16 protein-coding genes and 1 tRNA gene are annotated in these 26,987 nt (G+C 50.9%); 6 read left to right on the forward strand and 11 right to left on the reverse strand.

What is annotated here, in order from left to right:
• Window positions 1-265: 265 nt before the first annotated feature.
• From rep to METAL_RS13120, 6 genes are all read left to right on the forward strand, one after another.
• A complete protein-coding gene (gene rep / locus METAL_RS13095) occupies window positions 266-2,269 on the forward strand; it encodes a DNA helicase Rep (protein ID WP_005373016.1) in 2,004 nt (667 codons plus the stop codon).
• Between the two features lie 35 nt (window positions 2,270-2,304).
• Window positions 2,305-2,381, forward strand: a tRNA-Arg gene (locus tag METAL_RS13100).
• 439 nt (window positions 2,382-2,820) lie between these two features.
• A complete protein-coding gene (locus METAL_RS13105) occupies window positions 2,821-3,927 on the forward strand; it encodes an ISAs1 family transposase (protein WP_005373018.1) in 1,107 nt (368 codons plus the stop codon).
• A 99-nt stretch (window positions 3,928-4,026) separates the two neighbouring features.
• Window positions 4,027-4,341, forward strand: a complete 315-nt coding sequence (locus METAL_RS13110) for a hypothetical protein (RefSeq protein WP_005373020.1) — start codon at window positions 4,027-4,029, stop codon at window positions 4,339-4,341.
• A 107-nt stretch (window positions 4,342-4,448) separates the two neighbouring features.
• Entirely contained in the window at window positions 4,449-5,405 is a 957-nt protein-coding gene (locus METAL_RS13115; RefSeq protein ID WP_005369238.1) for an IS5 family transposase, read from the forward strand.
• A gap of 159 nt (window positions 5,406-5,564) precedes the next feature.
• Complete coding sequence (locus METAL_RS13120; protein ID WP_245549531.1) at window positions 5,565-5,765, forward strand: type II toxin-antitoxin system HicA family toxin; 201 nt, start codon at window positions 5,565-5,567, stop codon at window positions 5,763-5,765.
• Between the two features lie 415 nt (window positions 5,766-6,180).
• Here METAL_RS13120 and METAL_RS13125 read toward each other — a convergent pair whose 3' ends face one another.
• The 11 genes from METAL_RS13125 to METAL_RS13165 form a co-directional block, all read right to left on the reverse strand.
• Entirely contained in the window at window positions 6,181-11,217 is a 5,037-nt protein-coding gene (locus METAL_RS13125; protein WP_425357671.1) for a tetratricopeptide repeat protein, read from the reverse strand.
• Window positions 11,218-11,650: 433 nt separating this feature from the next.
• Window positions 11,651-12,907 (reverse strand): 5'-methylthioadenosine/S-adenosylhomocysteine nucleosidase family protein, encoded by a 1,257-nt coding sequence (locus METAL_RS22180; RefSeq protein ID WP_005373025.1) that lies wholly within the window; start codon window positions 12,905-12,907, stop codon window positions 11,651-11,653.
• A gap of 723 nt (window positions 12,908-13,630) precedes the next feature.
• The gene (locus METAL_RS13130; protein ID WP_005369238.1) at window positions 13,631-14,587 is read right to left on the reverse strand and encodes an IS5 family transposase; all 957 of its coding nucleotides are present in this window, start codon (window positions 14,585-14,587) and stop codon (window positions 13,631-13,633) included.
• A gap of 9 nt (window positions 14,588-14,596) precedes the next feature.
• On the reverse strand, window positions 14,597-15,145 hold the full coding sequence (locus tag METAL_RS13135) for a PIN domain-containing protein (protein ID WP_005373028.1): 549 nt from the start codon (window positions 15,143-15,145) through the stop codon (window positions 14,597-14,599).
• A gap of 204 nt (window positions 15,146-15,349) precedes the next feature.
• Window positions 15,350-15,586 (reverse strand): DNA methyltransferase, encoded by a 237-nt coding sequence (locus tag METAL_RS21020; RefSeq protein WP_169740935.1) that lies wholly within the window; start codon window positions 15,584-15,586, stop codon window positions 15,350-15,352.
• Window positions 15,587-15,788: 202 nt separating this feature from the next.
• The gene (locus METAL_RS13140; RefSeq protein WP_005373031.1) at window positions 15,789-18,947 is read right to left on the reverse strand and encodes an efflux RND transporter permease subunit; all 3,159 of its coding nucleotides are present in this window, start codon (window positions 18,945-18,947) and stop codon (window positions 15,789-15,791) included.
• On the reverse strand, window positions 18,944-20,146 hold the full coding sequence (locus METAL_RS13145) for an efflux RND transporter periplasmic adaptor subunit (protein ID WP_005373032.1): 1,203 nt from the start codon (window positions 20,144-20,146) through the stop codon (window positions 18,944-18,946). Before METAL_RS13145 ends, METAL_RS13140 begins: the two co-directional genes overlap by 4 nt.
• 159 nt (window positions 20,147-20,305) lie before the next feature.
• On the reverse strand, window positions 20,306-21,499 hold the full coding sequence (locus METAL_RS13150) for a PepSY-associated TM helix domain-containing protein (protein WP_005373034.1): 1,194 nt from the start codon (window positions 21,497-21,499) through the stop codon (window positions 20,306-20,308).
• A 359-nt stretch (window positions 21,500-21,858) separates the two neighbouring features.
• On the reverse strand, window positions 21,859-22,812 hold the full coding sequence (locus METAL_RS13155) for a FecR family protein (protein ID WP_005373035.1): 954 nt from the start codon (window positions 22,810-22,812) through the stop codon (window positions 21,859-21,861).
• A gap of 90 nt (window positions 22,813-22,902) precedes the next feature.
• A complete protein-coding gene (locus METAL_RS13160; protein WP_005373036.1) occupies window positions 22,903-25,284 on the reverse strand; it encodes a penicillin acylase family protein in 2,382 nt (793 codons plus the stop codon).
• 15 nt (window positions 25,285-25,299) lie between these two features.
• Entirely contained in the window at window positions 25,300-26,985 is a 1,686-nt protein-coding gene (locus tag METAL_RS13165; protein WP_005373037.1) for a cyclic peptide export ABC transporter, read from the reverse strand.
• Between the last annotated feature and the right edge of the window lie 2 nt (window positions 26,986-26,987).

Here is a 26,987-nt window from a genome sequence, read left to right on the forward strand (position 1 = left end):
GGGTGGATAAGCGGCAGCGCATCCACCCTACAATTACGCGAATTCTCACAGTAATGGCATTGTTTCACCTAAAAAGAACGTTTTCAGCCTATTCAGCGCCACTAAATTCCCGATCCTCGCCCGCCTGCCCCCGTTCCGCAGGTGAAGGCGGATTTTTTACTTTCCGGACTTTTTTCCGAGCGCCCGAACCTCTACAATGGCGTCCCGCCCATCGGCAGGCTGCCGGCTTTGCGAGCGGACGGAAATGCCACCAACCAACCGATCCATGAACAAGCTAAACCCAGAGCAACAAGCCGCCGTCAAGGCCATCGACCGCCCCCTGCTGGTGCTGGCCGGCGCCGGCAGCGGCAAGACCCGCGTGATTACCGAAAAGATCGCCTACTTGGTCAAACAAGGCACGCCCGCGCGCCATATCGCGGCGGTCACCTTTACGAACAAGGCCGCGCGCGAAATGAAAAATCGCGTATCCCGCCTGCTCGACGACAATCAATTGCGCGGCCTGCGCGTCTCGACCTTCCATTCGCTCGGGCTCGACATCCTGCGCGCCGAAGCCAAAACCCTCGGCTACAAGCCCGGCCTGACGCTGTTCGACGAACAGGACAAACAGACCCTGCTGCGCAACCTGATCGCGCACAGTTCCCTTAGCTTCGATCCGGACCAGTACGAGCGCTATGCCTGGCAGATCGGCCAATGGAAAAACGCGTTCGTGACGCCCGAACAGGCGCTTTCGCGCGCTACCCAGGAACAGCATCACGCCGCCCTGCTCTACGCGGACTACATCCAGAGCCTGAAAGCCTATAACGCGGCCGATTTCGACGACCTGATCCTAATCCCGGTGCTGCTGTTCCAGCAGCATCCGGCGATCCGCGAGAAATGGCAGAACAAGATCCGCTACCTGCTGGTCGACGAATACCAGGACACCAACTCGACCCAGTACGAACTGGTCCGCCAGCTCGCCGGCAATCTCGGCCGCTTCACCGTGGTCGGCGACGACGATCAGTCGATCTACGCCTGGCGCGGCGCGCAGCCGGAAAACCTGGCGCAATTGCAGAAGGACTATCCGCGCCTGCAGGTAATCAAACTCGAACAGAACTACCGCTCGACCGGCCGCATCCTGAAAGTCGCGAACCGGCTGATCGCGAACAATCCGCACGTATTCGAAAAACGGCTGTGGAGCCAGCTCGGCTACGGCGACCCGCTGCGCGTACTGAGCCACAAGGACGAGATCACCGAAGCGCAGCAGGTCGTCTCCGAAATCGTGCACCACCGCTTCAAGACCGGCGGCTCGTACGGCGACTATGCGATCCTGTACCGCGGCAACCACCAGTCGCGGTTGTTCGAGCGGTGCCTGCGCGAAAACAACGTGCCCTACTTCATCAGCGGCAGCACCTCGTTCTTCGCCTATACCGAAATCAAGGACATCCTGGCCTACCTGCGCCTGCTGGTGAACCCGGACGATGACGCGGCCTACCTGCGCATCATCAACACCCCACGCCGTGAAATCGGCCCCGCTACGCTCGAAAAACTCGGCGCCTACGCGAACGAGCGTCACATCAGCCTGTTCGCGGCCAGCGGCGAATTCGGCCTGAAGCAGAAGCTTCAGGACAACGCCGTCCACCGCCTCGAACGCTTCCGCGACTGGATCGTCGATACCGCCGACCGGGCCGAACGCGGCGACCAGTTCGCGGTGCTCGAACAGATGATCGACCAGATCGGCTACAAGCAATGGCTGCAGGAAAACACCGGCAGCCGCGACGCCGCCGAGCGCAAGCTGAAGAACGTCTACGAACTGCTCGACTGGCTCAAGCGCATGGCCGAAAAGGAAGAATCGGGCAACGCCAAGCTGTCCGACATCGTCTCGAAGATCATGTTGATGGACATGCTCGAACGCAACCGCGAAGAAGAAGCCGGTGACCAGGTCAGCCTGATGACTTTGCACGCGGCAAAGGGCCTCGAATTTCCGCACGTGTTCCTGATCGGCATGGAAGAAAACCTGCTGCCGCACCAGAACAGCATCGACACCGACAACATCGAGGAAGAACGCCGCCTCGCCTACGTCGGCATCACCCGCGCCCAGCGCACGCTAACCTTTAGCTATTGCACGCACCGCAAGCGCTACGGCGAAGTCGAGGAATGCGAACCGAGCCGTTTTCTGAGCGAGCTGCCCCCAGACGACCTCGAATGGGCCAACAAAAAACAGCTCGATCCCGAAACGGTCAAAGAGCGCGGCCGGGCCAGCCTCGCCCATCTGAAAACAATGTTGTCGTAATTATTTTAGAATTTGGTTATAATAGTCGGCTCAAAGCGCCCGTAGCTCAGCTGGATAGAGCGCAGCCCTCCGGAGGCTGAGGTCAGAGGTTCGAATCCTCTCGGGCGCGCCAAAAATCTTCTTATCTATCAAAAAACTTACAGCGCAAAAATTATTGAATGGCTGTAAAGTGGCTGTTCCCCTTCCCTTCTTTATCTTCTTATCGCCAATTCGAACCGGCGTTTCTCTCATACCCTCCCTTTTCAAGATCAACTTTTCGCAAAAATCGCGTGGGCGAAAAGAAGTGAATTTGGCCCAGGGTTTGGCTGGTGGCGGTGAAAGAGGGGCGTAGGTTTGGCAGCCCCATAGGATGGGCTTCGTACCTCACCCATACTATCGTGCTGGATCACTTCATTATTGGCAAGAACGCAGTACATTCGTTCGCCGAACACGGGAAGATGTAAGAATCGATCGCCAATCCATCAAAGCCGGGACAACCCCAGGGCAATCGCGCTATCTCCCTATTGACATGAGCAAGCGTATAAAATAAGCCCTTTGCAGAGAAAACAAGGATGCCACCCAATCCAATGCCGTATTTCGAGGACCTCAAAGATCCACGCCGCGAGACGAAAAACAAGTTGCACAAGCTGAGCGATATTTTAATGATCGTGTTATGCGCCGTGCTGAGTGGCATAGAAGACTGGGTGGGCATGGAAGCATTCGCCGAAGAGAAAGAGGCGTGGCTGCGTGAGTTTCTGGAGTTACCGAACGGTATTCCATCGCACGACACCTTAAGCGATGTGTTGGGGAGGATTGATCCTAATGCCTTTCAGGAAGCCTTTTTAAGCTGGGTTCATACGGCGTTGCCGAGTCTGTCGGGCGAACAAATCTGTTTGGACGGCAAGACGTTGCGCGGCAGTCGCGTCGGCGACAAGGCCGTACATTTGCTGAGTGCGTATGCGGCCAAAGCGCGCTGGGTGTTGACGCAACAGGCGGTCGGCGAGAAAACCAACGAGATTACGGCGATTCCCGATCTGTTATCGATGCTGGACATGACCGGTGCGCTGGTCTCGATTGACGCGATGGGCTGTCAGAAGCGCATCGCCCAAACGATTATTGATGCCCAAGCTGATTACCTGCTGGCACTGAAGGACAATCACAAGGATTTGTGCGGCGACGTCAGGCTTTGGCTCGATACCGAAGCGATGGCCGGACACCTGCCTATGCATGAAACCGTGGATAAAGACCATGGGCGCATTGAAATTCGCCGCTGCCATTTAAGCGCACAGATCGACTGGCTCGAACAGAAGTCGGAATGGAAAGGCTTAGCCGCTGTCGGCCGGGTGGAATCGACACGCATTATCGGCGATAAAACGTCCGTCGAAACCCGGTATTATCTGTGTTCATTCATCGATCTGGAACGGTTTGCCGAGAGTGTACGCCAGCATTGGGCCATTGAAAACCAGCAGCATTGGGTATTGGATGTGCAGTTCAGGGAAGACGACAACCGGGCCCGAAAAGATCATTCGCCGGAAAACTTGGCGTTAATCCGGCGCGCGGCGTTGAATCTGTTGAATAACAACGGACCCAGTAAAGACAGCCTACGCCGACGAAAGCTACGGGCTTGTTTGAGCGACCGTTACCGTGCCGAACTGATCTTCGGAAAAAAACGGACATAGCGCGATTGCCCTGGGGACAACCCGGCTTTTTTGCGCGGTCTTTATATACCGGTCTGGTATACTGGTCTAGTAATAAATTACTAAAACCGCGAGCAAGCCATGGACCCCAAACAACTGATTTTGAAATGCTATGCCGAGCAAGAAGAAAATTGCTGGGTTGCTGTATGCATCAACTTCAATTTGGCCGCTCAAGGCGACTCATTCGAAGAAGTCAAAACCAAGCTGGAAGCGATGATAAACGATTATGTCTATGATGCGCTGGCAGGCGAAGACAAAGCGTATGCCGCGCAATTACTGTCGAGAAGCGCCCCGCTGTCCGCCTGGCTAAGATTTCATTTTATTCGGCTGAAAATCGCCCTGTGCCATACCCATCAGCGCATTTTTGATGAAACGATGCCTTTACGCCCGGCATGAGCGGCGATTATCCCCCGCTGACGTGCAAGGACGTTAAGGAAACTCTGAATAAGTCCTACGCCTGGGATAAAATATCCGCAGCTTGCCATTTTCGATAGGTGCCCGCCATGAAGCAACTCGGACTCAGTGCCCCACTGTTTGTGAAGAAACCGAAACAGACTCGGCGGCAGCAATTTCTCCAAGAGATGGAGCAGGTAGTGCCTTGGAGTTTGTGGACGAGCCGGATAGCGCCGCACTACCCGACAGCGGGCCGAGGCCGCCGCCCCTTTCCCTTGGCGACGATGTTGCGCATTCACCTGATGCAGCAGTGGTTCGGCTATTCCGATCCGGCGATGGAGGAAGTATTGCACGACATGCCGCTGCTGCGCGAGTTTGCCGGGCTCGATGCGGGCGAGGACGCCCTGCCGGATGAAACCACGATCCTCAAGTTCCGGCATCTGCTGGAACGCCATCAGTTGGCACAAACCCTATTTGATGAAACGGCGGCGCTGTTGGCCGAAAAAGGCCTGTTGCTACGGCAAGGCACGATCGTCGATGCGACATTAATCGCTGCCCCGCCGTCCACCAAGAACCGGGCGCGCAAACGGGATGCCGAGATGAGTTCGACCAAGAAAGGGAACAATTACCACTTTGGGATGAAGGCGCACATTGGGGTCGATGCCGAGTCGGGGTTAGTGCATACTGTGGAGATGACCACCGCCAAGGTGGCGGATGGGGTCATGACGGAGGCGTTGCTGCACGGCGAGGAACGGGTCGTGCTGGGCGATCGGGCCTATACCCGCAAGGACCGGAATCTGGCGGCGGATCGCCTGGAAGGTGAGCCGGTTTGGGCCTTTCCGTTCAAGCGGGGGAAGGGTGAGGAGTTGCCGGTAGAGCAAGCCCTTCACAACCACATGCTGGCGCCGTTACGCGCCATGGTCGAACATCCGTTCCGGATCGTCAAGCGCCAGTTCGGCTATACCAAAGTGCGTTACCGGGGGCTGTTCAAGAATGCCCAACAACTCTACTTGCTGTTTGCCCTGGGCAATCTTTATCACGTTCGGCAGGCGCTGCAGCCGACCTAGGGAGACCTTTGTCCTTCGCCCTGGAAAACCGAGAACACTGAGTGAAATCACCCCGATAGCGGGCGCTGCCGGGAAGGATTTGCCCATTTTCGGCGAGGTGCCACGGATGTCGCACGGTGTCGCTTATAAAAACCACTTATTCAGAGCTTCCTTAAGAAAATTCTCGCTTATCTCGGATTTGTCGCCCGGCCTTCAAAAGGCACCTCGCATGAGCAATGGGTCAAGATGGAAAACGGCAGGCTGTATAAAGTCACCGTGGATTGCCCGAAAGCCCCTTTTTCGCAAACATTGATCAAAAGCATGGCTGAACAAGCCGGCTTGAAAAAGAAAGATTTCTACCGTATTTTTCAGCAGCTTTGAAGCCGGGGCAACCCGGCTTTTTTATGCCTGGTGATCATAAACCGGCCCGAAAAAACAAACAGCCGTCAGAGGCTGAGGTCTGAAAAAATACACCAAATAATACGCCACGCCAAACAAAACCGGACGCTTTTAAACACGTTGAGCCACTTTCAAGTTGATTAAACTATTGAGTCAAAGGGGTTTCAGCGTGTTTGAAAAAGTTGAAAAACTCCCCTGGACACGCTCCGGAGGCTGAGGTGAGAGGTTCGAATCTTTTCGGGTGCGCCAGTCTCTAGTGCCTCCTCTTCAAGAAGCCTTTTCTATTCTTATGAGCTACTTCCAACATTAGCTTTGGTTGGTAGTGTACTTTGCGTAACCTATTTTTGTTTCAACAACAGTACAAAATAATAGCCTTCTATTTCTTCTTGCGATTTGACTATAAAGCCCATAGTTCCGGCCAAACCTTTGGGGGCAAATAAGCTTCAATATTCCGAAGAAACCCATAAAAACTACCGCACTCATAAGCTTCTTCTGGCAATATTTCAACTATTCGTTTTGCCATAGCAATAAAAGCATTGATTTTTTGTTCATAGCTTTCGTTACGTTTAAGTTTGATTACCAGTTCCACTACTATCGACCAAAGCGTAGAGTCATCAGTAAGCCCCTTTATCGAAATATCCATAAGACGCTCACGCAATTTTAAAGCTTCTTCATCTCCTAATCGGCCAAGCACTTCAGCTATTCCAAAAAATAAATTTTTATTTTTTTCATTGAGTATGTTTTCATCAATCAGAACATTAAGTAAATTGATTAATGATTCAACCAATTCCTCTGGCACGGGAAAGCGTGCCAAAATCATGAAGTACCCTCCTAATACATTGACGTCAAGCTCTTTGGCAATAGATAGCCAGAATTGTATAGGAAGCGATGCAGAAAGAAGTTGTTCATGATTCAGCTGCGTCTGTAGCTTCTTCGCAATTGTCCAGCCTTGGCTATTAATGGGACTGTTTTTCGAGTTATTCAGGTAATCGGCAAATTCAAGAAATTCGAGCCCCCGAAGTTTGGCGTGATCAAACTTAAAGCAAGCTTCTAACAATGGTTGTATTAAATCCAAAACAGCTTGTTGAAAACCTTGTAAGGCATCAGTATTTCTCTCCAGTATACTTAATGTTCCTCCGATTACCGTTCTCCACCATGAAGCCGCCGATGGTAAAGTGGCATCTTCAGTATCGTCGAGATTACTTTCAAACGGATTTCTTCGGGTTTGCATGGCTGCCAATATAACTTCCAGATTTTTCGAAGCACTAGCCAAATAATTAGGATTCTGCAATTTTTCCCTGTTAAGGCTATCCATCATGCGATCAGTATAGACATATGACCATACCATGCGTTGCTCATAATCGTATTTCTTAAATTCTTCTTCGTTCTGGAAATGATTCCATGCGAGATGTAAAAGCTGTATATAGAGATCGAACTCCACATTCTTTTTAGGATTGGGCTCCAATGCCAGCAAAGTTTTGGTTAAGGATTCCGCTATAACCAAAGCCTCTGAACTAAATAATTGAAGGCAGGCGGCCAGAAGGTTTTGAAGAGTAATAGGATTGGAACTCGAATCGGCAAGCTCTCCAATTATCGGAATTAAACTATCAACCGAAATTCTGCTTTCAGATAAAGCCTGTTCGATTACTGTAACCAAATTCCAAGGAGGACCAAACGGCAAAGCAGCAAAAGTGGCAAAATGTTTCTTCCTTACATAAATATCGCTGCAAGTTCCAAACAACCACTCAACCATATTGGAAGCATTTGAGAGATCAATTGAAGACTCGAATTCGAATATTTCGCTATAAATAGGCAAAATCCAAGCCCAATCGTGCTCGGGAAGTTCCGATATTTCGAGCACTAACCCGGCAAAAGTGAAGAAAAAGCTGCTGCACCGTTCGCAACGTTGACGTAAGGCAGCGGCAGTGGTGCTGAATTCGTCACTGCTCAGCATTGGGCGATAATGCTCAGCAAGCTCTTTATCCAAAAGCTCCGCCCTAACCATATCTTCTAACCATTCAATACGATGGATCTGTTCAGGATGTTCCAAACGTTCAAATGGCCCCAGCATGCTTACTCTGACATCTGTACCGTTTATAGTTTGGCTCGATACGAGAATTGCATCGCCTACTCCACTTCTGGGTTTAAACTCTAAAGCAATCTTTCTTCCTTTCCGTGTTATGAATAACTGTTTATCTGGACCGAGTTTAATACAATCTTCTGCTAATTTTCTCCAATCATCTACCGAAAAGGATAAATTGAGCGAATCAATATGAACGACATCGATGAAATGTTTTTTTAAACGAGGTTCCAGATTAGGATGGTCGAGCAATTGATTCAGAACATCACTTGGAAGAAACTTCAGTGGACTCACAAATATATCAATCAGCCTTGCTTCTCTCTCATGTTTATGAAAATCATTCAACAATTTGATAACCAATTCCGCAAAGCGGGATAATGCAGTTTCGCGCAGTTGTGGGCAATTTCTCCAGGTGGGCTCTATATGCGCAAAAAGCCAGCGATAATACGCACTAATTGTCTGCGGTTGAGCTAAAAACTGCCATGCAAGGCTCATCCTGAAGCTTTGTTCTGTTGCCAAACCCTGTATCGGATCAGTTATACAGGCTTCCCACGACACTGCGCGCCCACGTTGCGGCAAAAACTGATAATAAAGCCAATCTGCGATTGCGATACGTTGGGTCGCATCAAATTTATCGGAAGTCCATACCGCTACCATTGCAGCATCGATAAAGCGATGGAGTTGAAACCGGAATTCGTTTTCTTCTGGCATTAACTCAGCACGAAATGGCGTCTTACTCAGTATGGAATTAGTCCTGAATAATGATGAAAGCGTTTGACGAAGGATTGCCAAAGAGGAATTTTCGAATAGCTCGTTTGAGTTCGGGGCAAGCTTAAGTTGTGCTAATTCTTCCAACAGATAAGAAACAGACGGAAGGCGGCAACTTACGCCTGCACGATATAAATTCCGAAAACACTCAAGGAATTTGCCATCACTGATTTTCTTACGTGAATGAAGCGCACCTAATACGTCATGGACACCGACAATAGGTGCTTGCCGGGAAACCGAAGGATAACTGCTCAGCATGCGGTCGTCGATCCAAACAGGCCAATCTATATCTTCCATACCTAGGAAAATTTCTTCCAGTTCGTAGCTTAACGGCTGGCCACTATGCTGTTTCGAAGGTCTTTTATAAAGCGGCAGTAATTTTATTTTGTTTTTCGATTTAAAACGTTTAAATTCGGTAAGCAAAGAATCTAACCAGTCCTTTACTTTTTTCCGATAACGATAGCTCTCAATATCGCGGTTTAGCTGTTCACGGATACCTTCAATACAATACAAATTAAAAACTTTGCTGGCAGCTTCTAATCCATCTAATTCAATCAGCAATTCAAGGAAAGGCCGGTCTACCAGCAAACCGGTTTTAATTCTTAATTGCTCTATTTTTCGAGGATCAACAGGATGCTTAGTTAATTGCTTAAGCAGGTTTTCTTCTAATAGCAATTCGCCCTTATCGCGCAAAATTGTTAAAACTTCTGCCTCCCTTAACCTCAGAGCTTCTAATTTATCGGGGATAATCCCAGACTCAAAGGTTTCAGTTGCAAACTGATCATCTACAATCCACAAATCATTTTTTTCGGCTAGGCACCAATTAACCCGATCCATAAGCTGCAAACCTTCGAAGTCTCCTGTTTCCAATACAGGTTGAGGCAAGAGAGTGATTGGCAGTGATCCTAAGCGATCAAGCAAGGTTTCTGACCGTTCGATCCTATCCGGCTGTATTTGCTCCAGACGTTGAATTTCATCCAATATCACAGTGAACAGAGAAGGAGGAACATAGATGTGCTCAAAGGCGCTTTCGAGAGAGGGAAAGAGTTTAAGCAAATGAGCCATCAAACAGGCCGAATAATCCATCGTTAAATTTCGGCCTTCCCAATTTCGAGGTAAAGGTTCGTAAGGCCTACCGCCATAAGCAAGTGGAAAAGGAACATGCTTGCCAACAGGTATGTCACGATTGTGATGCCAGTGCAAATAAAACTCGGCTCCTAATGTACGTCGTTCCATATCCAGCAAAAGATGGATAGGTAAGCCCCCTTCAATGAATTTATTCCAGTTTTCAGCACTTCGTTCTTGTTGTTCATGCATGTACTCCAACAAGTTCGGCAGCTTTGCTTTCCAAAATAAGCCCGTGTCGGAATAATCACGTTGCAGAACGGCCATTTGCATTGACGCCCAATCGCTATGACCGGCATTAAAGCCGATATGCATAGCATTGAGGAGTAGTTGTGGATCATTGGGAAAACGCTCAACAGCCCGCTTTGCCCAATCGAATGCTTCTTCTCGGTTTTGAGTTAAGGAGTAATGTGCAAGGTTTATCAATATCTGCGGTGTCTCATATCCCTGTTCAACGCCACGCTTTAAAATTTCTAACGCTGATGGGATATTCGCCATCTTTATCTGAAGCTGGGCACGCTGCATCAATAAAGATTCATCAGGATTCTGTGTCCAAAGATATTCACTCGTTTCCCAAGCTTGCTCATGCTGCTCAGTAGCTAAATAGGCTGCCAAACAGCCGCCATAGTAATCGTTGATTTTGTTATCGCTTTCGAAAATATGCTTGTTTTTCTCCAAAACATTTAACGCATCGGTCGGTGATTCCAGCGCCAGCCATGCTTGTGCAAGCGCAATAACAATATCTGCCGGAGTTTCCTTGAACAGGCTTAAACAGCAGTTAGCAGAAATAGTCAATTCCTGCCACATACGTTTCTGGCGTTGAAGTCTGACAAGATTAAGATGATCTAGCATTGTGCCTGGAGATTTAGCCAAACCTTCTGCGATCATAAGCGCCTTGTCTACTTCCCCTCGTTGTATCCAGTACCCAGCGGCAATCCTACGCTGCACAACACTTCCATCTAAACTTTTTATTCGGTTCTCCAATTCGGATAGACGACCTAATATACCGTGAGAATGAACCGCTTGATCAAACCAGCGCACTTTTTCATCAAGTGTTGAAAAGCGATGTTCATACCGCGAAAGATATTGCCAAGCAGATTCGGCTTGGTTTGTATGCAATAGTATCTCTACAAGTAGTTCGATCTGCCAGATTGGTGGATAGGGCTTTGTACAAGCGGTGGAAAGGGCTTCAAGGGTATGAATCCATTGGTAATCGGCAGCCAACCAAATAAGACATAAAATAGGAGAAGGAGCAACTGAATTTTCTATAAGAGCCAGTTTCGCCTTTTCAATAGCATCATTATGTTTTTCCGACAAATTAACGCAAACCGCAAGATACGCATCTATAACAGCTCGACCTATTTCTTTCTTTGTACTGGAAGTTACCAGCGTTAAAGCATGTTCCAAAAAATTTAAAGCATCTTGCATGCGTCGCTTCTGGTTAGCGTCAAGCGAAAACATTCTTGGTTGGAAAAAGTGCGGAGGAAGATCGCCAAGATTATGAAATCCAGCAGGCACTGCTTGCCAAAACGCAATGTAAGCAGCAGTCAATTGGAAAAGGGTACTATTTTCCTGCCTGGGCAGAGTAGGTTCGAGAACCAGCCAGGCACCATCAATGTTGCCAGCCGCTAAACGGCAAAGCGCTTGAAAACGCCGTATTTCGTCGGTGATGGGTATTTCGAGCTTCTTTATAAACTCGTCTGCTTCGGCTCCACGATTGAAATCTAATAGACATTTAAGAAGATTAATTGCCACTGGCTCCGAATCCAGCGGGGAAAGGATAGCAATGGCATCATCAAATCGATTTTCAGAAACCGCTTCAAATGCCCGATAGGTCCGATCGTCCAATTCTGGATTTAGGCGGCGAGCAGTTTGATAGTAGCGGCGGCATTCTTCAGGAGGTTTTTCGTCTTCTTGTGCCCAACGGGCCGCATGATAATAATAATTCGCTTGTATTTCCTGTGGTATTCGAGTGCCAGCCAAAGCAGCAAGCTCGGCTGACAATGCTTGCCAGGCCTCTTCGGCATCGCCACGCCCTCGCATTGAGCGAATTGATTCCAGTTTTTTCTGCCTTGGCTTCTCCTAAATCGACAAGCAATTGCTCAATATCATCCGATAAATTGGAAGAAACAATAATTGTTCTTTCAACAGACGAGCTGGCTCCTTCTGATGCCACAAACGGATTTCTATCGGCGCGCTGCCTTGGTGGATGATAGGATAAATTTTCGATCAATGACCTAGCATAAGCTGCGGCTACCAATGCTGCATGGTTTTGCCAAATATCGTTTTTCTGCTCATCACAATAATCACAAATACCTCGTATTACGATGTATTCACGTCCTGCGCTCCAAGATGCATCTGCCGTTCCCGATCCTTCCATCTCTATAGCGCGAACACCATGTTTATCCCGTAATTGATCGCGAAAAATTGCGTCCTTCAGTAGGGTATTTGCAGAACCGATAGCTGCTAGATGAATCTTGGGACTGTTTGGATGTCTATTACGCCACGGATCAATTGGATGTTTGATACGTTTTTTCTTATCACTTGAGTCACGTAATACATCTGTATTTGAAGACGGTCGTTGATAATCTTCTAGGTGATTGCATCGGGCAATATGATCCTGCCAAGGATGTTTCCCTAACAATCTTTCAGCTTCCAATGCTTTAGCCGCTGCTATTAAAAAAGCGCCAGGTTTAGGAGAGTTATCGCGGACCTCAATTAGGTTTGAATCTCGTTTATTATTGTCATACTGGAGAATGCCTTTTTCGTTGGTAACAACCACATCGCCGAGACGAACATGGCTTTCAACTTTCTTAGGGTCTGGCACTCCTCCAGCAATACCGACCATCAAAATACATTCAACAGTCGGGAAACTACGTATAAGATTCGCTATCGCCGTGGCAGCAACATTGTTGCCCATTTTTACAAGCGATGTCACCAAAACCTGATGAGGTTTTCCACCGCCACGGCTCGGTAAACTCCCCCACCAATACTGATTAGCATCATCTGGACAATCTGAATTCAAGGGAGTTGTCGAATCGAATATTGCTAGGCAAGCAGCTAATTCCTTCGGTAATGCCGTACAGATTGCTAAGCGTGGCTGAATATCTTTCTGGTTATCAGTATTATTAGTTTTCAACGATTTACCCATTCACACGTATTAAAAGCTGATCATCATTTTTTATCCTGAGTTTTATAACGCAATAGCATCTACTTAGTTATGAACTGATCGGAACAGTATAAAACCCCACAATAATTCATAAAAGTTGAACCTTCTGGGTTTAAATTTAACGGCCGGCCGAATATGCCGCGGACAGAAGCACCAACTTTCTGGAACAGGCAGGCAATCACAGCATAATCCCAGAAGCTTCCGTCCGTCGGTTTGGGGTTTGGAAAATTTTAAGTAGCTGGCTGGCTGGGGGGGCAGAGCCGTAGAGCGTAGGACGGTTTCGTGCAGTAAACCGCCATTCTCCTGAATCATAGCGGGTTACCTATCGACGAATTCGCCTTAAGCGTTAGGCATTCTACCTTGATTGACCGATTTTTTCTTAGGCCTCGGGCAAGTCGAATGCAATCCATCGATGTGTTCGAATAAATCGTCCGGGATGCTTTGCCACATGGGGTCCAAAATAAAGTCAATCCCTTCCCGACGGGCAAATTTGGCTGCGGGAACAAAATCGGCATCGCCGGATACCAGAACGATCCGTTCAGCCTGTTTTTTAAGGAAGCTCTGAATAAGTGGTTTTTATAAGCGACACCGTGCGACATCCGTGGCACCTCGCCGAAAATGGGCAAATCCTTCCCGGCAGCGCCCGCTATCGGGGTGATTTCACTCAGTGTTCTCGGTTTTCCAGGGCGAAGGACAAAGGTCTCCCTAGGTCGGCTGCAGCGCCTGCCGAACGTGATAAAGATTGCCCAGGGCAAACAGCAAGTAGAGTTGTTGGGCATTCTTGAACAGCCCCCGGTAACGCACTTTGGTATAGCCGAACTGGCGCTTGACGATCCGGAACGGATGTTCGACCATGGCGCGTAACGGCGCCAGCATGTGGTTGTGAAGGGCTTGCTCTACCGGCAACTCCTCACCCTTCCCCCGCTTGAACGGAAAGGCCCAAACCGGCTCACCTTCCAGGCGATCCGCCGCCAGATTCCGGTCCTTGCGGGTATAGGCCCGATCGCCCAGCACGACCCGTTCCTCGCCGTGCAGCAACGCCTCCGTCATGACCCCATCCGCCACCTTGGCGGTGGTCATCTCCACAGTATGCACTAACCCCGACTCGGCATCGACCCCAATGTGCGCCTTCATCCCAAAGTGGTAATTGTTCCCTTTCTTGGTCGAACTCATCTCGGCATCCCGTTTGCGCGCCCGGTTCTTGGTGGACGGCGGGGCAGCGATTAATGTCGCATCGACGATCGTGCCTTGCCGTAGCAACAGGCCTTTTTCGGCCAACAGCGCCGCCGTTTCATCAAATAGGGTTTGTGCCAACTGATGGCGTTCCAGCAGATGCCGGAACTTGAGGATCGTGGTTTCATCCGGCAGGGCGTCCTCGCCCGCATCGAGCCCGGCAAACTCGCGCAGCAGCGGCATGTCGTGCAATACTTCCTCCATCGCCGGATCGGAATAGCCGAACCACTGCTGCATCAGGTGAATGCGCAACATCGTCGCCAAGGGAAAGGGGCGGCGGCCTCGGCCCGCTGTCGGGTAGTGCGGCGCTATCCGGCTCGTCCACAAACTCCAAGGCACTACCTGCTCCATCTCTTGGAGAAATTGCTGCCGCCGAGTCTGTTTCGGTTTCTTCACAAACAGTGGGGCACTGAGTCCGAGTTGCTTCATGGCGGGCACCTATCGAAAATGGCAAGCTGCGGATATTTTATCCCAGGCGTAGGACTTATTCAGAGTTTCCTTAAGGGCTATAGAGGTGATGTCCAATCCGATTCGCATATCGACTCCTTTCTGCCGGAAGTTGGGAATTAAATTATCCTCGGTCAATTGCTCTATCGTGATCTCGCGTTTTAGCAACCGTTCAGTAATTCCAGGCTTAAAGCCCCAGGTAACATCAGGTCCAATCCTTCCAAGACGCAAGGCCATTTTGCGTTTTCTTCGCAGTTCGTGATGCAACGCATGCCTAAATACAGCCTCGTTCGATTTAGCAAAATCAATGCATTTCTTGCTAATCGGATTATGCATTTTCTTCTCAAGCGGAGGGCAATCATAGAAAAAAATACGGTAAAGGGCGTTTATATGCTTTTCTTTATTACGCTCTCGCAAATGCAGCAATGCGCACCGAAAGGCTAAATCGGCTGCCCTCTTAGCATCAGCAGCATGCTCCGGAAATAGGGTGCGAAACCGCTTAATAAAATATGCCCCGTCAATTAAAATAGCTGTCTTCATGGGCTTGATAAAAATAGAAGGCAAAAAAAAGCCCAGAGGGTCGGCATATTAAAGATGATTTAAATATGCTTACTGCTAAGGGCTGGATTCGCTGCTAATGGTAATCTAAAACCAGGAAATGACAAAGAATATTTTATCTTTCGATAGCAAATGGCGCTTATTTGTTCATCAAATTACCTTGTAGCCAATCTGCTCATCGCCCTCTCAAACTCTTCTTTCCCCATTTTCACACCCCACAAATCCCCTTCCCAACGCCCGGCAAGCGATCGCCATCGAGCCGCTGCCGTCGAAGGTGTCGAGCACCATATCTCCGGGCCGGGAACTGGCCTCGACGATATGCCGCATCAAATCCAGCGGCCTTTCGCAGGGATGGTTGGCGGATACCAGGGCACCAGCTTGAAGTCCCAGACGTTGGTATAAAGCACGTGCTTGATCAGCCAAAATAACGGTTTTGCCGTTGGACGGCTTGATATTCCGCTTGCAGTTCCTCGTAGGGCTTCAGCGTGCCGCCGAACAGCTTGTTCAGCGCTCGATAATGCGCCGCACGTGGCAAGCTCTCCGTTGCGGATTCCCTCGGACGAACTATGCATGCGGCTTTCTCCTATATTTTTGTCGTATATTCGATCCCCTCATCATTCAGACTTCATGCGGATCGATATTTTTCCCTCGGCGAGTCTCCCAAAATCGCATAGCAAGCGGGAGTCAGAATCAGGCTGGCCGCCATGCCGATCAATAGGCCCGCCGATAACGACAAGGTCATCGGGATCAGAAATTGTGCCTGCGGACTGGTTTCCAGCAGGGTGGGTAGGAAACCGGCAAAATTAGTCAGAAAGGCCAACAAAATGGGTCGAAAACGCGAGGTACACGCTTCGGTAATCAAAACTTCGACGGGGCGCTCGTCACCATCGTGTTGACGGATGTAATCCAACAGCACCAGGCTATCGTTCACCACGACGCCGCTGGCCGCGATCATGCCCACCAGCGACTCCATCGATAGCGGCAAACCGGTTGCCCAGTGCGCCAGCACCGCACCGCTCCAGGCCACGGGAGCCGCGAGTAGAAAGATGACGGGTTTGCTGTAGGAACGAAACGGCACCGCGATCAGCGCATAAATGACTAACAGCGCAATGACGGTGTTTTTGCTGAACGCCGCCAACAACGCTTTTTGTTCCTGGCGTTGTTGGCCGATTTCGATGTTCAGCCCCGGAAACCGATTTTCCAATGCTTGAAAAACATCCTTTTCCAGCACGGCATAGAGTTCGTTGGCATCGGCCTGCGTCGGATCGACGCGCGCCTGGACTTTCAACACGCGCTGCCGGTCTTCCCGGTGAATACGGGAATACCCTTGAACCAGCTCGACATCGGCTAAATTGGACAAAGGCGCACTCATACCGTTCGGCAAGCGGATCGGCTGGTCTTTTAATTGATCCAGCGAACGCCGTTCGTTCAACGGGTAACGCACCATGACCTTGACTTCTTTTCGCCCGCGCATGAATCGATGCACTTCCTCGCCGTAATAACCCTGGCGAACTTGTTCGGCCAATAATTCCAAGCGCAATCCCAGCCGTTCCGCATCGGGTTTCAGCGTCAAATGGATTTCCGGTTTGCCGGGTTCCGCGGAATCGATGACATCGTATACGCCTGGAAAGGCCTTGATTTGCTGCTTGAGCTGTTCGACGGCCGGCCCCAAGATGTTCGATTGATCGGCTCCCAGCATCAATTCAATGTCGTAGGGCTCGTCGCCTTCCTTGAAAATGAAATCCACTTTACCGCGCCCGATATCGCCGATGCGTTGCCGCCAATCACGGATAAAATCTTCCACTTTGATGCGTTGCCGGCCTTCCGCCGACAATTCCAGCCAGATGCCTGCGCCATGTTCCCAAATAATGGTTTCGACTCCGACAATGACGCTGCGGTCATGGGCGTGAGCGGCGTTCACGCCCGCGCTTCGGCTTTGGCTATCCTGGGGAACACCGTCCAATTCATCCCGCAACGCAAACAAAGCGTTTTCAACGCGGGCAGCCAGTGCTTGAGCTTCGCTATACGGCGCGCTCTGCGGCAGTTGAATCGATACCCAGAAACTGTCTTTGGTGACATCGGGATTGATGGATTGCCGCACGCGGTCGCTTGCCACCAAACCGGCGCACAAAATCAACAAGGCGGCAAATAAAGCGACAGTCAAATAACGCCAGTTCAGAACCGTATGCAGTAACGGCCGATAAACCGACTCGACAAAACGATCCAGGCCCTGATTGAGCCGTCTGCGCAAACGTTGCAAACGCGTCGTTTCGGTAGCCGACTCGGCAACCGCCACCAGATGCGAGGGCAATATCAATAAAGCTTCGACCAGGGAAAAAACCAAGGTCAGAATCATGATCAGACAAATCGGCCGCATCATCTGGCCTGCCCAACCCGGCAGATATAAGCCGGGCAAAAACGCCACCAGCACGATCAATACCGACAACGTGACCGGTAACGCAACGGCCTTGACGCCGTTGATGGCCGCCTGCAAAGGCGTTTCGCCGCCCTCGACCTGCCGGCTATGCACGCTTTCGCCGATGATGATGGCATCATCGACCAAAACCCCCATCGCCAAAAGGAAGCCGAACAACGACAGCATATTCAACGAAATGTCCAATGCCGGCATCAGCCAAAAAGCGCCGAGTACCGAAGTAAAAATACCGACGCCGGCCCATAAGGCCACGCGCAAGCGCAAGAATAGCGTCAACACCAGGCAGACCAGTAAAAAACCGCTCAAGCCGTCTTCCAACAACGTGCCGATCCGTTCGTCATACGCTTGCGAATCGTCCCACCAGGTAATCAAGCGTAACCCCTCAGGCAGACCGGCACGTAGAGTTTCAACCGTGGCTTTGACTTGCCTGGCCACCGCGACACTGTCCTGTTCGGTATGTATTTCCCAGCCTTGCGCGGTTTGCCCATTGTGCCGCCAGGTGTACAGGCGCTCTTCGAGCCCATCCTTGATCGCAGCAATCTGATCCAGTCTCAGGCGATTTCCATCGGGCAGCGTCTTGATCACCAAACTGCCGACGGCCTCGGCATCTTTGGCCCGGCTATGCACGCGTAATAACAATTCACCCTCCGGACTTTTGACCAAGCCTCCCGGCAACTCGACGGAAGCCTTGCGGATGGCCTGGGCGACATCATCCAAGGTCAGCCGGTATTTGCGCAGTTGTTCATGCGCCACTTCAATACCGATTTCATAAGCGATTTCACCGTAATTACGGACACGGCTGACCCCCGGAATGGTGGCCAGCTGCTGTTGAATGCGGTCGCCGAATTGCTGCAGCGTGAATGCGTCGGTTTCACCGTGCAGAGCCACCCAAATCACGCCGTCATCGTCTTTGCGGTCGGCGGGCAACACGTCGATTTTTTCCAATTGTTTCGGCAAACGTTGAATCGACTGGACCCGCCCGCGCAACAGCGCCATCATCTGCTCCCGCTCGCGATCCGGCAGAATCTCGACGCCCAAGGTACAGGTGTCGCCGTAGATTTCCCCGTGCAGATGTTTGATGCCCGACAAGTCATGCACCGCTTCTTCGATCGGGATGCAGACGGACTCTTCGACTTCCGACGGGCCCGCGCCGGGAAAAATCGCCATTACCTCGATCTGATGCGGGCTGAAGCGCGGAAAGACTTCCTTGTCGACTTCAATCATGCCGAGAACGCCGCCTGTGAGAATCAACAGCATCAGCAAATTGGCAGCCACAGGATTGCCGGCAAACCAGGCCAGCAAACCTGAAACCCGCTCATGCGCCTGCAGTGTGGTGAGCGGTTTGTTCATGGCGTATTAGCCGCTTGAGGCTCGGTAATGACGACACGCATACCGGCCACCAGCATCGGCATTTCCGAAATCACCACCCGTTCGCCGGCATTAAGGCCGGATTTGATAATCACTCTATCCGCTTCGGTACGCAGCACCTCCACCTGGCGGAGCTCCAGGCGCTGTTCGTTGTCGACCAATCTGACTTGCTGCAGCGTATTTAAGGCGGTACGCGGTAACGCAAATACCTTGTCGCGCGTCGCGCCTTCAATCTCGGCCTGGACGAATAAGCCGCTGAGCAGCGGAACACGGCCCGCCGCGCTTTGATCGGGCTGTTCGACCTGCGCGATTAAAAATAATTGGCCGCTGCTCTTGTCCAGGGCCGCTTCACTGCGCACGATACGGCCCGGCCAATGCTGTAACCGGCCCCCGATTTCCGCATGGAGCACCACGTTCGGCCAGCGGCTTTTGGTTGTTTTATTCCCCTGGGGCAAATCCAGAAACGCCAGCTGATCGATGCCGATGGGCAAACGGATTTCGGCGACATCGTTGGCAAAAATACGGGCAATCACGCTGCCCGCCGGCAAGAATTGGCCACGCCCGACTTGTTTGCTCAACACGCGCCCGGCAAAAGGAGCGCGCACCTCGCAACGGCTGCGGTCCAGTTTTGCTTTGGCCAAATCCGCTTCGGCCGCCTGCAGTTTTGCTTCGGCTTCGGCTAATTGGGGTTTATGCAATGCCAAATCGCTGGCTTCGCCTTGGCCCAGCGCCTGCCATTCGCTCTCGGCTTGTTCGACTTGCGCACGTTCGTTGGTCAATACACGCCTGGCTTCGGCTATTTTGGCTTGGGCCGTGACGAGGGCGTAGTCGTAATCGCGCGGATCGATCATCAATAAAACGTCGTTGACGTCGAAAAAACCGCCGGAGACCAGCGCCGGATGCACCTGCAACACTTTACCGCCCACTTCGGCGATCAAATCGATCTCCTCGCGCGGCGCCACCACGCCTTGCGATATCACATTCAGCTTCAGCGTTTGCGGTTCCGCGCGAACGATTTGCACAGCCGGCACGACAGGCGCTGCTGCTTTGGGCAGCGTGCTGGGGCGCAATTCGATCATTGCCCATGACGCTCCCACGGCCGTCAGCAACACCGCCGCCGGTAAAAGTGTTTTTATAAAGCGTTGTTTATCGTTCAAACGGCACCACCTCATGCCAGACATAAACTGATTCGGTTATTAAGGACATGGCAAAAAACAGCTATTTTCAGTTGTAGGGTACCGCTGTGCGTACCTTTTCGCCCTCCAATGGTACGCACAGCGTACCCTACAGCTACTGAAGGCTCTTTACCGGATTCATGCAGGGTAATCGTGGAATCGACATCAACGGCGCTTCTTTAACCAGATTACGATGCCTGTCACGGACAACATCACAATGACCAAGCCCAATACACAAACGAACAGCCTGTACGGCAAGCCGAAAACGTTAGCCATGTGCAAGGCCGTTAACCAGGAGGTCACGGTATTACCGTTATATTGGCCGGCAGGCAGCAGCAACATTTTTTGCTGTCCGCTATTGGCATCGATTACAACGCGCGTTTGACCTTCATGATCCTGAATATCCAGGCTGCTGCGGACACAATAGACGTAGAATCCTTTGGCGCGATTGATCCAAATTGCCACGGGCGCTTCGATTTGGAAACCGTGTTCGGCCGCGGCACGGGTCATGGCTCGATGACCCAAGCGATACGCCGCGCGTAAATCGATTGCCGGATGAATCAAGGGTTCAGGTAAATCTTCGATATCCGTCCAGGGCTGATGATAGTCGCTGACGGATTGCATTACTTTCTGATAAACCGTATCGCCCAGATTCATGTAGACGCTTGACCAGGCGAACACCAATAAAGCCAACCATACCCACAGTCCGCCGGCCCGGTGTAAATCGTAGTTGATTCGAAAAGGCGAGCCGCGCCATTTGATCAGCCAGGCGCGACGCCAGCGTTGCCAAAACGGCGAGGCGGTCGATTGATTATGTTGAGCGGCAAACACCTTGGCCGGCAAGGTTAAGTAGAAACCGACGAAACAGTCGAGAGTCCAGATCAAGGCGGTGATGCCTAAAATCCACATGCCGGCATCATCCAATGCCAGGTTGAAATGCAGATTGTAGATAAAAGGCATGAGATTGGTCATGCCTTCGGAAATAGCGCCCCAACGGCGCCGGCCCAATTCGGCGCCGGTATAAGGATCAAGGAGCAGTTGATCGTAATTCAACTCGAACGATTGGCCGGTTTGCTCATTTTGGCGTGGAGATACCGAAAATTGTACGGACTCGGAACTCATCCATAGCGATTGCACACTCGCCTGCGGCGCGATGCGGCTCTCGGCACTTTCAATGAGCGTATCGAAATCGAGCGGCGTACGGCCATGCGCTTCAACATACAAACGGGGATTGATGGCGCCGTCCAGCTCTTTGTAAAACGCCAGTAAACTGCCGGTCAGTCCTACAACGACTAAGAAAAGGGTCATCCCTAAACCGGTATAGCGATGAACCAGCACCCAAAACGGGCGGATTTTCATAACGACTCCAAAATCTTCATCTTTTAATAACGTGTATTAAAGAAGACGATTGAGCCGCGCAAATACCTCACTAAGAATTTGGACGGAAATAACTTCTCGGTTTTAACCTGTTCGCATTGCGTAGCTTTTCAGCGCGTATATGTTCAGTTCCCCCCTTTGAAAAAGGGGGGTTAGGGGGGATTTTCTAAAATAAATCCCCCTCAATCCCCCTTTTTCAAAGGGGGAAGCGAACCTTTATTTCAGCCTATCTATAGCCTACCGATTTCGGGAAATAATTTGGAGCCAAATCCTAAGCGGTTAGGATTTGGATTTTGCCGATCATCACTTCATTCTTCCCAGGCCGGCCTCGTATCAATGGCCTATCCGATAATAACGACCCAGTCGGTTACATAGGTCATCTTGATGCCCATGGTTCTTTGCAACACTTTCAGCATATCGTGGGACTCTCTGATGCTGAGGCGACCGTTGATTTTCAGTTGCCGTAATGAAGCATCTTTAAAGAAAACCATTCCCGGACGATACCGATTGATGGCCTCAACCAATGCCTCCAGCGTTTCATTTTCGTACACCAAAAACCCGTTAATCCATGACGTGGAGAGTTTCGAATCCAATTTTCTCGGATGCCCCAATGAGGCCTCGTAAACGGTGACCGCCTCGTCCTCGCCTAAAACGACAGGATCTTTCCAAATTTGACTATCGGATACTTCGACACGGCCGGAGAGTACCTTAATCTCGTCACTTTCTTTGCGATGATTAACAAAAAACCGCGTGCCCAATACGCGCGTCGTCGAATGATCCGCGCGAACCAAAAACGGGCGGCTGGGGTCGGGCTTAACATCGAAAAAAACTTCTCCCTTGAATAGCTCGACGGAACGCTTGCCGTCTTTCATATTGACGGCAATGGCACTGTCCGTGTTCAGCATCGCGGTGGACCCATCCTCTAATAGAACGGTTTTACGCTCCCCCATTGCCGACGTATAGTCCGCTCTCAATAGAATCCGCATTCGGCCGGCAAGCGGCACAGCGAGTACCAAACAAGCGGCAAGGGCCAATGCTATTTTCGGATTGAGGTAACGCTTTTTAGGCGGTTTGGGAGTAATGCGATGTAATTTTGCATTGATTCTCAGACTGTTCAACAATGCAGTATCGCCCCACATGGCGCAAACTTCATCAAACGCACGACGGTGATCGGCGGCTTGTTCAAGCCACCGATCGAAAGACTTCCTATCTTCGTTACTTACGTTATCAGCCCGTAACCGGATAAACCACGCCACAGCCTGTTCGTCTATATTGTCATTCAGCTCGGATTCCAAAATACTCTACTACTTGACTTATTTAAAAAACAACGGGTTATTCTATCGAAGTCTGCGTTCGTTAGCTCATTTTATCTTTTCCAAATCCGATCATTCCGGCCTTAACACCAGTTTATGTCGGGATGGGCCGGTCAACAAGGACATGGGCAATCCCTCTACCCAAAAAGCCTGTTGATCCTTGTAATGGCTTGAGAGCGGATGCCCGGATTGTCCGCCCGGCATATGTAAAATGCCTTCCGATAAATGATTCGGGGAGACGACCAATCGCTCACTCGCCCCGAAATCGGCGCCTGTTACTCGCACACAAAACCCGCCGCATCCCGCTAACGGCTGATGAGGCATATCCAAGACGGGGGAAAGCAAAGGCAGCGCTTTGGAGAAAGGGTGAGCGTGATCGGCGATGTTCTGCTTGCCCCACGTCAGACCAGCCAGGCCGACATCGGGATGACGAGACATCACCGCGGCCGCACCGGTTTCCAATTGCGCCAGAATAAATTGCTCCCACGTCTTATGATGCGCAGCATCCGGCAACAATAGCGCCGGTTTTTCGTTTAACAAAGTTTGTAAGGGGGTATCGACATAATTCCAGTGATACGCAAAATTTTTGTCGGCTTGCCTGCAGGCATTTAAGAATGGCGTGAAAACCGAATCAATCAGTTGCTTGCGGAATTCCACCAATACCGGCAATCCCAAACTTGCAATATCGGCCCTGCCGTTCCAACTTGTCAAATAATCCCGTAGCGCGGTTAATTCGGGCTTTTGCGCTAAAACGTCCGGTGACAAGGCTTTTAATGCAAGCTGCTGGTAATAGTCATAAAATTCGGTTTGCGTATCTTGCTGAAGAGTGAACAACGACCATTCGCTATGGGTCGCCGCTTGCTTGAGCCGTTGCTTGATTCGGTATGCCCGGTAGCCGTTAGCGTATTGATGGCCAATGACATAAGGAAAATCGGCCGCAAATCGCCGATCATTGGCGGATACCAAAAAACCTTCGGCAGGATCGATGGATTGCGGCATTTCATCGGGTTGGATATAGCCTTGCCATCCCGTTTTACCATCGGCCCACGAACGGCTGATTACCCCGTCTCCGCCAAAACGCCGGGGAATCCTGCCGGTCAATGTCCAGGCAATATGGCCATTTTCATCCGCCAATAAAACGTTCAATTGCGGTCCGCCTGCACGCTTTACAATAGCCAAAGACGCTTCCAGGGTTTTACTCTCTTCCAAATCCATAATGCCAACATTAACCGCATCCGCATCCAAAGCCACCCAATGAATGGCAACCGGCTGCTCCAATAACGGTTGTTCCGCGACCGGCCCCCATTGCGTTTCTCTCACCGTCAATGCCTTGGGCTCCGAGCCTTTGATAGGGATCGTTTCATGCCGTTCGTCAAAATTTTGCCAACGATCGCCGATCCGGTATTGCTGAGCGTTGCCGGGATTGATTTCGAGTTTGACCAAATCCAAAAAGTCGCCGCCGAGGTTGGTTATCCCCCAGGCAACATGCCGGTTACTGCCTGAAATAAGAAAAGGAGTGCCCGGCAAATTCAGGCCCGCTGCCCGCACCTCGGGATATTGAAGTTCAACGCGGTACCAAATGTTCGGGACACTGATCCCCAGATGCATATCATTCGCCAGTATTGCGCGTCCGTCACTTGTTTTGCCGCCGCTCACCGCCCAGGCATTGGAGCCGGCCAGGGTTTCCTCCGGAGCCTTGGCCAGGCTTTTCGAATCAGGCGCACCGCCTGCCAGCAAGGTTTGCATAGCGGCTGCGGGGATGCCTTGCGGGGGTCTAAGGGATTTGGTGAATTTCATCAAATCGTCGGTAAACCGGTCGCTGTCCGGCGTCAAAAACGCCAGCACTTCGGGCGGCAGGGTCCGCTCCATGATGCTGAGCATCCGTTCGCTGCGCTCAACCCAGGCCGTCAAGTTTTCAAACATCCCCAACACGACCAGCAGGCAATCTTCAGCCTGCCAAGGCTCCGGCCGGTAGCCGAGTACTTTGAACTCAAAGGGTAAAGCAGGATTTTGCCGGAGATAACTGTTGACGCCCTCCGCATAAGCTTCTAAATATTGGCGATGTCTTGCCGGCTGCTTGGATAAAATTTGCCGCGCTTTGCCATTGAAACCGTAGATTCTTGACTGTATATCGCTTTTTAGCGCCATTTCGCCGAATATCTCCGCCAATCGCCCGGCGCTCTTGCGCCGCATCAAGTCCATTTGAAACAAACGATCGCGGGCCGTCACATAACCCAGTACGCGCGCCGCATCGATGCGGTTATTGGCATTGATGAGCGGAATGCCGTAAGCATCCGTACCCACGCTTGCCGGCGAAGACAGGCCGGCTAATTTAAATTCACCGTCCAGAATAGGCAGCGATTGCAGCCACCCGCGATAGCCCAATCCGCCTGCAATAACGAGTAATCCAATTAAGCCAAGCCCAATACTCAGCCATTTTCTCGGTTTAGCCATTGCCGCCCGCCTGCATCACGAAATCGAAGTTTCTGTTTGAGCCGGACGCGGCCATTCAGCGTTTACCGCGACCTGCCCGGCGTATCCCTGGGGATATTCAATTGCGGCAATATTGCCTTCATCGAGCTTGATGCATCGATCGGCCAGATAGAAATACTTTTCATCGTGCGTGATCGCCAAAACCGTTTTGCCGCGCGCCTTCAGTGCCGGCAACAGCTCGGTATAGAACACATGTTTAAATTCCGGGTCTTGATCGGCAGCCCATTCGTCAAACACATAGAAGGGCCGGTCCTCTAAATAAGCCACCAACAATGCCAGACGCTTACGTTGCCCTTGGGACAGGCTCACCGAAGAAAACCGGCCATCGATGATTTCTACCTTATGATTGAGATGTAAACGCTGTAAATAATCCTCCACGGCGCCTCGATGCTGTTCCGCGTCAACGCCGTACAACTCGTCAAATAGATAAAAGTCGGAGAAAATCACCGAAAAGTTCTGCATATAAGCATCCCGGTTGCCCCCATCGACCGGGCAACCGTTCCATGAAATCATGCCGCTTGCGGGATGGTACAGGCCGATCGACAGCATGGCCAATGTCGTCTTGCCGCTGCCGTTGCCGCCTACCAGAAAAACGAGCTCGCCGGGATGAAACTCAAGATCTATCGGCCCCAATGTGAAATTCCGGTTTTCCTTTTCCCGGTGAAAGCTATGGGTAACGCCGGTAAGGGTCAATGAGGTAAAGCTTTCCTGTACCGCTAATCCGGCCGGACGTTCGGCAAGGCTTCGTTCAACAAGCTTCTCGTCGAGTTGCAAAATCTTATCCAGCGAAACTTTCGCACGGCTGAAAGCCGGTAAGCTGTTCGTTACGATGGTGAGAGGGGACATCATGAATAAAAACACTAAAACATAACCGCTGATGATTTCCTGATTCAGTGTTTGCCAAAGGGGGAAGGCATACAAAATCGCGCCGATGGTCAGATAATAGAGTAATTGAACCCATTGGTTCAGCCACAAGTAAGCGGCAGCCGCGCGAAATGAATGCCGCCGATAGGCTTCGGCGCTGTTGGAAAGCGATTGGGAAACAAACGCTTCACTTCTCCGGCGATGAAGTTTCAATTCGCGAACGCCTTCGGTCAACGCAGTAAAACCTCTGCCAAGCACATCATATTCGCCGCGTGCGATTCGGACGGATCTGAGGGGTATCTCTTTGAAAAAATTGAAAGTCGTCACGCCAAACAAAATGATGCCGGCAAGCACGAGAGCCAATTGCCAGGACAGCCAACTCAAATAAGCCATGCAGCCAACCAAAATCGCAAAGTTGATGCAGAGCACCGGAAAAAGCTCGCTGGCGCTTGCTATGGCGGTGACATCTTCAGTCAGATGACTCAGCAGCGCCGATTTTCCCATCTTTTGTAAGTTTGGATACGGCGCATGCAAAATCAGCCGGCTGATACGGAGCCGCAGATCCCGGACCAATTGCGTGCTGAATCGATTCAACAAATAAAGAGATGCCGTTCGACTGACCAATACAGTCAATGCCAATCCGGCAAACCACCCAATGGCGTATGGGATATTCATTTGGCCAACCAGACGGGTATTGATAAATGCAATCAACGCCGCATTACTCAGGCCGCTGATAACACCCGTCAGCAACACCCCCGCAATAGTGATCCATGATGAGCGCCATAAAAATAGCAGCATAG

The sequence above is a fragment of the Methylomicrobium album BG8 genome (assembly GCF_000214275.2).
Taxonomy (GTDB): Bacteria; Pseudomonadota; Gammaproteobacteria; order Methylococcales; family Methylomonadaceae; genus Methylomicrobium; species Methylomicrobium agile.